The following is a 5,792-nucleotide window of genomic DNA, read 5'->3' as shown; positions in this document are numbered from 1 at the left end:
ACCATGAGTCTTGTCCACAGCTGTGTGTCCCTTGTAGCCATAAATGCTCTTATTGCCTTTCTTCAGCCACCTGGCTTCAGAGTCTTTGGATTCTTCGATCGTCAGAACGGTTGCCTGAAAGGTTGGCTGACCAGGGATCTCATCATCTCCTACAGGCTCTGTCTCGATGTATTCTTTCCTGCGGGGACGGGCATGCGATTCAACCAAAGTTGCGTCCACGATCACACCTTCTGTGATCCTGATATCGTGCTTACTCAATTGATGATTGATCTCCTGAAGTAGCTTTTCGTAGATTCTCTTTTCTGAAAACCTGCCACGCCAGCGACAAATCGTGGAATGATCCGGGACCGGATTCTCCATACTCAAATGACAAAACCACAGGAACATCGTGTTATAGACAAGCTGCTCTTCCATCTGGTAATCAGACAGCTTGTACCAAGCCTGAACCAACATGATCCGAAACATCACTTCTGCCGAATATGCGTCCCTACCTGCCACAGAAGTCCTTCTGATCTCAACCTTGCTGATCAGTTTGTTGATCCTTTTCCAGTCTATCAGTTGATCCACATCTTTGAGAAAGTGTCTGCGGCTTGCCAAACGATTGGCAATCTCTTGATCTGCGAAAGTTAGGGTTTGCTTTTCCATGATTAGCTCCTGCGTATTGATAGAGCCATAATTGTACATCTAGCTTATCTGTCATGAACTGTTTAGATATATTTTATGTCCATTTCTACGTGCAATGGTCTTAGATATTTAAGATGGGTGTTACCACTCCAGTTTATCCTTCTCTTCATATAATGACATTGCATAGTCTATAAGTTCCTGCATGTCATTCAATGATAATGATGATAGGGTAGTACTAAGATTGTAGGTAGAACCGTATTTCATATGTAACTCAAGGGCAGAGATGTCAACTCCCAGAAAACGCTCTTCCTTGAGATATGTAAAATCGATATCTTCAAACTTAGCGATGAACTTGCTTGTGGAATTACCAGAATCCTTTACACATATTGCTTCTGTAGTGAACACTATGCCTGAGTGACCGTTACTGGATATGCTGGTATCGTTGGTATCGATTATCTGATCCTTTTTGTATTGGCCATTACAAATCTCCTTCAGCATGTTTTTGATTCTTGGCATGTAATCGTCCACAATTGGAGGATATCCACTAACTTCTTCGTATTTATCCAAGATCGCTTGTTTGAACGAAGTGGCATCGGAGTTGGATGTTTTATCGTTCTGTTGCTTTGAGGCGGTTTCATCCTGTTGTTCTGACTCGGCAGAATCAACACTTTGAATTATCCAATCAAATGCAGCATTAAGAACGCCTTTGTGTTCGTTATTGTCTGTCATGAGTTATCTCCTTTCGTAATCGTGCGGTTTTACAGTCTTGCAATTTTTTGAAGAAGCATGTTGCCTTGGGATACCATTTCTTCTGATTTCTTATCTAGTTCGCCATTTTCTGTTAATAAAGACGTATCTAATACAATTTTCACAGTTTGAGCAATCTGCACACATAGATAAATGTCATTCTGTTCCTCTATACTATATTTTGGCCATTTTGTACCAGAGGACTCTATAATTATTCTTAGGTTCCCGACAGACTTAGAAAAATAGGAATCCAATTGTTCAAGTAACCCATAAATCTGTTCACACCTTAAGAATATCGCTTTCAATGCCAATCCAATAGTCTTGGCTTGAGAATGATAAACTTTAGCTTTTTCATAATTAGCCTTGGCATTATTCAGTGCAGTTTGCGACTTCATATTGAGTATAGTACTCATTAACGGAAACACTGGCATGTTTGGCATGAAAGTTGACGCTGTGAGGAACCCAAAACTGCCGAAATTAAGGATACTTTCGATTCTGGCCAGTGTCTTAAGATGGGTGGATTGCTTCAGTTCTTTGAAACCGGGTGTTCCTGGAAGAAGTTTCGTCATGTCATTCATACCATTCTGAATGGTAAATTCCACTTCCTTGATTTTCTCAAAGTTCTCCACAAAATCGGTCATTGAGGTTTTAAGAACTTGGATCTTCAATTGCCCTAATGCTTCAATGGCTTTAACGGTTTTATCTTGAGCCATCTCTACAAATTCTTTCGCTTCTGTAGCTTTATCATTAGCAGCATCTATTAATCCTTCTGCTTCCCGTAGATTAGATTTGGTTTTACCCGAATTACTCAAACCCGTTAACACGCCGATTCCAACTACGGCTCCCCAAACTATTGGTAGTGGCATAATTACTCCTTATAGTACTAATTTACTGTTAGAATCTTGCATAAAGCTGTCAAACTCTGCAAAGTCTTTAAATCTAAGGCATGAACCCATCTCAATGGCTATTGCACTTAGGCCTTTTGTAAAAGCTTCATGGTCATTGTTTAAAACGGCTTGATCCATCGTCATAAAGCAGCTTCTGAGTAACTGAGCCCTCCGTTTGAAATGCTTGTTCATGGCAGTCTCAAAATCCTTCCTACTGGCCTCCATAGATAACAAAGCAGCTTGAGAAATTGCTGTTATTGTTTCGAGTCTTTCGGAAGAAAGCTTGTAATCACGTATAGTATTGATCGTGGAATTGTATATAACTGAGCCGACTATGTAGCCTACCATGCCACCAACAACAGTCCCTATTCCTGGAAATATTGCTGTCCCGATGGATGCTCCGATACTGGCTGCCAGAACTCCAACACCTACTTCTCCAACTTCTACAACGAACTGAACTCCATCGATTTCTCCATTAGCCCATCTGACTACGGATTTACCCACTTGATATGTAACTGCTACGATCATTCCTGGAAGGGATGTTTTGGATAAACTCTGGATAGCCATATTGCTACTTCTCTGCATGGCTCCGCTCACAACAGAAGTTGCAGCTCCATAACCATATCCGACCGCAACACCCTTACCCACATCAATAGCTATATCCACTGCTGCCTCGGAAATGTCCTTACTTCCATTAATCGCTGCAGCCAAACTCGTAGATAGTGAAATCACCCCTGAGATCACTGCTGAGGTTTTCACATTTTCCATCCCGGCTCCATGTGCTGTTTTAGCGATGTTATAGGTAGTATGGAGCTTTGGGTTTTGTCGCATAAACATAGCTTCCCGGGATGATATCTTGCTGTTTACCAGGTTGTTTGCGACTGAGTCAAAGTTCGCTGCTCTTGCTTCCAACATGGTAGCTTTTTCGTAGTCTCCGCTTGTGCGAAGTTTTTGCGCAGCATTTCGGAATTCTGCGGCCTTGTCTCTTGCGTAGTTCAAAGCCGGATCGTATTGCTCTGAAGGTACTAACAGTTTTTGGCCCCGATATTTTTCGAATTTGCTACCGGCGAACCTATCAACAATGTCTCTTGCACTGTTTTGAATTTCTGCTTGAGAGCCATATTTACCGCAGAATTTCATTTGTGCACTCCACTCTGGATTACCATCGATAAGTATCGGATTTCCTTGTTGATCTACGGATACAAAGTCTGCTACAGGATTGTTTCCCAGTCCAACATCATTTGATCGGGCAATTTGCTTCTTTGACTTGTTTATGATGTTCTCAGAATTGACCTTAGCTCTATAATCTACTTCTGCAGCAAACCCAGCTTGTTGTTTTGTATTCTGATACTCGTATCTGGGATCGACTTTGGATTCAGCAATCTGCTTAAGCCCCTTTACTGTCACCTTACCATTGGGATCAAATTCTCCAGTATATTCCTTTATTCTTTCAGCAACAGCACCTCCATAATGACCTACTTGCTCATGTGTAACGCCGCCAATAGATCCTTCAATAACTTTGGAGGTTCTGCTTTTTTCTTCTTTTTCTTTATCAGGTTCAACGCGTTTTTTACTCATTTTTCCCCCATATCTACAACAATACTGATTCATTAAGTTTGCCGGAATATACTAATGAAATTCTTTTTATCTCTGCTCGAACCATTTCCACCAGCTCCTTCGGTTCCAGCACCTTGACTTTTGCACCATAGCTCAGCACAAATTTCTTCATTTCACTCAGGGAGTTAGCAGGCATTTCCAGGATGAGTGATTTATCCTTAAGACGAGTGATCTTCTGTGATGGATGCCACATTCTTTCTGCGATATAATCCGAGGTTGGAGGAAAGAATTGAAGTTTCACCGGAAACACTTCTCCAGCATAGATGCCAAAGCCGCTATCAAAATAGGTTCTGGAATCAAAATCCACCTCGTGTTGAGGTTTATCGCTCAGCTTAAGCTTCTCCATGCGATTGATGGCAAAGACGATCACCTGATCTATCTTTTTATAATATCCTGCCAGGTAGAAGTTATGGTTGAAATACTTAACTGCCAAAGGCGAGACTTCTTTATGACTGTGCCTTTGGTTCTGCACACTATAATAATCAAAAGCGATCATCTTATAATTCAGTATCGCTTTCAGTACCAGGCTTAGTTTCTCAGCCACAGTGTCCGAATCAGATAGAGTCCCGGTACCATCACTGATTAGCGCTTTTTGGACATCACGGTAGAACTTGAGGATTGATTTATCCAGCTTAGTTTCGATCTTGGTCAGAATGCCTTTTATGCTATCGGAAGTAACCAACCCCGATTCTTCCCAAAGCTTGCTTGCCAGTGAGAGGCTAAGAATGTCCTCGTAATTCAGCGTATAATCAGGAAGGCGATAACCCTCTGTGAAATAGTAGAAAACCTGATTTGCCCTATCCATATCCTGGTCTTCGTAGATCGGAAAACCACATGAAGACAGATTAGTTATATCCCTGGCAATAGTCTTCTTTGATACCCCAAAGTGTGTTGCCAATTCACCTTTGGATATGCCGTTAAGCCGATGCTGATTTATCAGGTGCAGCATCTGCCATTGCCGGTACAGAGCTTGATTCCTCACAAATTCCTCGCCATTTTACAGTTTTTCCAAAATATTCTTGCCCTACTTATAAAGTCAATGCTTTTCATCGCCATCCCTGTACCTCAATGAGTATAACCCACCTACTTGAGAATCTTATTCCACTCAGGAGAGTACTTGCCGATGAAGTAGCGTTCGAGCTTTCTGGTCGCTTCAGCCGCTTCCTCATCACTACCAACCAGCAAAATAGATATCTTCAAATCGGCAGCATTGGCATGCATTAGTTGCCCCGATGTGTGCTTTCTGGCACTGTCTGATTCTCTGGTATAGTCAGATAGTCTCTTCCTGATGCCACCATTCGAATATTCGACAGCTCTGCCGATATACATGACTTTTCCACCCAATTCGGCTTTGTAAAGCCCAACATAAGAGGAGTATGGACTTAGGTCGATGCTGTCCAGATAGCCTACATTCTGCCACTTGCTCTCCCAATCTCTGAGTGTCTTTCCTCCAATAGTGGGGACTTCCGTTCTCCCTGTAGCTGCATTCCTACTGCTATTTCTCATCTGCTTACTTTGCTGTTTCATACCTTCATCGATGACAGCATTTCCAATCTTTGCCACTGTTTTCAAAAAGCTCATTCCTAACTCCTAAATAACTCATTTTGCATATACGCATTCTCATGATAAATCAACCCATGGACAAAACAGGGGTATAGGCAAGCCAATACTCCCTAATCTATCTGTAACCAGTAATTGAACCGCATAATCATTCATAAGATTGAGAATATACTGTAACTCCATCGTACCTGATGACCGTACCCCATTTTATGGACCAGTTTCTAATGGGCAACTTGCTTTGACGTTGTAGGCATCGATAAACTCGTAGGGAGCCATAAAATTCAGAGACCGATGAGGTCGTTCTTCATTGTAGTGACAAGCCCAATTCATAATAACTTCATTAGCTTCAACTAAATT

At 41.8% G+C, this 5,792-nt stretch carries 7 protein-coding genes; all 7 read right to left on the bottom strand.

Annotated features, from left to right (window positions below; genetic code table 11):
- Positions 1–645: IS5 family transposase (locus LHW48_06645; GenBank protein ID MCB5260134.1), on the bottom strand; the 645-nt coding region annotated here is incomplete at its 3' end.
- 120 nt (positions 646–765) lie between these two features.
- On the bottom strand, positions 766–1,353 hold the full coding sequence (locus LHW48_06640; GenBank protein MCB5260133.1) for a hypothetical protein: 588 nt from the start codon (positions 1,351–1,353) through the stop codon (positions 766–768).
- Between the two features lie 29 nt (positions 1,354–1,382).
- The gene (locus LHW48_06635; GenBank protein MCB5260132.1) at positions 1,383–2,237 is read right to left on the bottom strand and encodes a hypothetical protein; all 855 of its coding nucleotides are present in this window, start codon (positions 2,235–2,237) and stop codon (positions 1,383–1,385) included.
- A gap of 9 nt (positions 2,238–2,246) precedes the next feature.
- Entirely contained in the window at positions 2,247–3,836 is a 1,590-nt protein-coding gene (locus LHW48_06630; GenBank protein MCB5260131.1) for a hypothetical protein, read from the bottom strand.
- A gap of 13 nt (positions 3,837–3,849) precedes the next feature.
- Positions 3,850–4,857, bottom strand: coding sequence for a WYL domain-containing protein (locus LHW48_06625; protein ID MCB5260130.1), 1,008 nt, complete (start codon positions 4,855–4,857; stop codon positions 3,850–3,852).
- A 101-nt stretch (positions 4,858–4,958) separates the two neighbouring features.
- Entirely contained in the window at positions 4,959–5,456 is a 498-nt protein-coding gene (locus LHW48_06620) for a GIY-YIG nuclease family protein (protein ID MCB5260129.1), read from the bottom strand.
- 186 nt (positions 5,457–5,642) lie between these two features.
- The gene (locus LHW48_06615) at positions 5,643–5,768 is read right to left on the bottom strand and encodes a hypothetical protein (GenBank protein ID MCB5260128.1); all 126 of its coding nucleotides are present in this window, start codon (positions 5,766–5,768) and stop codon (positions 5,643–5,645) included.
- Positions 5,769–5,792 lie beyond the last annotated feature (24 nt).

Source organism: Candidatus Cloacimonadota bacterium, assembly GCA_020532355.1.
In the GTDB taxonomy this organism is placed as follows: domain Bacteria; phylum Cloacimonadota; class Cloacimonadia; order Cloacimonadales; family Cloacimonadaceae; genus UBA5456.
This window is presented reverse-complemented; position numbering and strand designations above follow the sequence as displayed.

Bases quoted from the DNA above. Each gene is read 5' to 3' on its own strand.
- LHW48_06640 (MCB5260133.1), bottom strand. From the start codon at position 1,353: ATGACAGACAATAACGAACACAAAGGCGTTCTTAATGCTGCATTTGAT.
- LHW48_06635 (MCB5260132.1), bottom strand. From the start codon at position 2,237: ATGCCACTACCAATAGTTTGGGGAGCCGTAGTTGGAATCGGCGTGTTA.
- LHW48_06630 (MCB5260131.1), bottom strand. From the start codon at position 3,836: ATGAGTAAAAAACGCGTTGAACCTGATAAAGAAAAAGAAGAAAAAAGC.
- LHW48_06620 (MCB5260129.1), bottom strand. From the start codon at position 5,456: ATGAGCTTTTTGAAAACAGTGGCAAAGATTGGAAATGCTGTCATCGAT.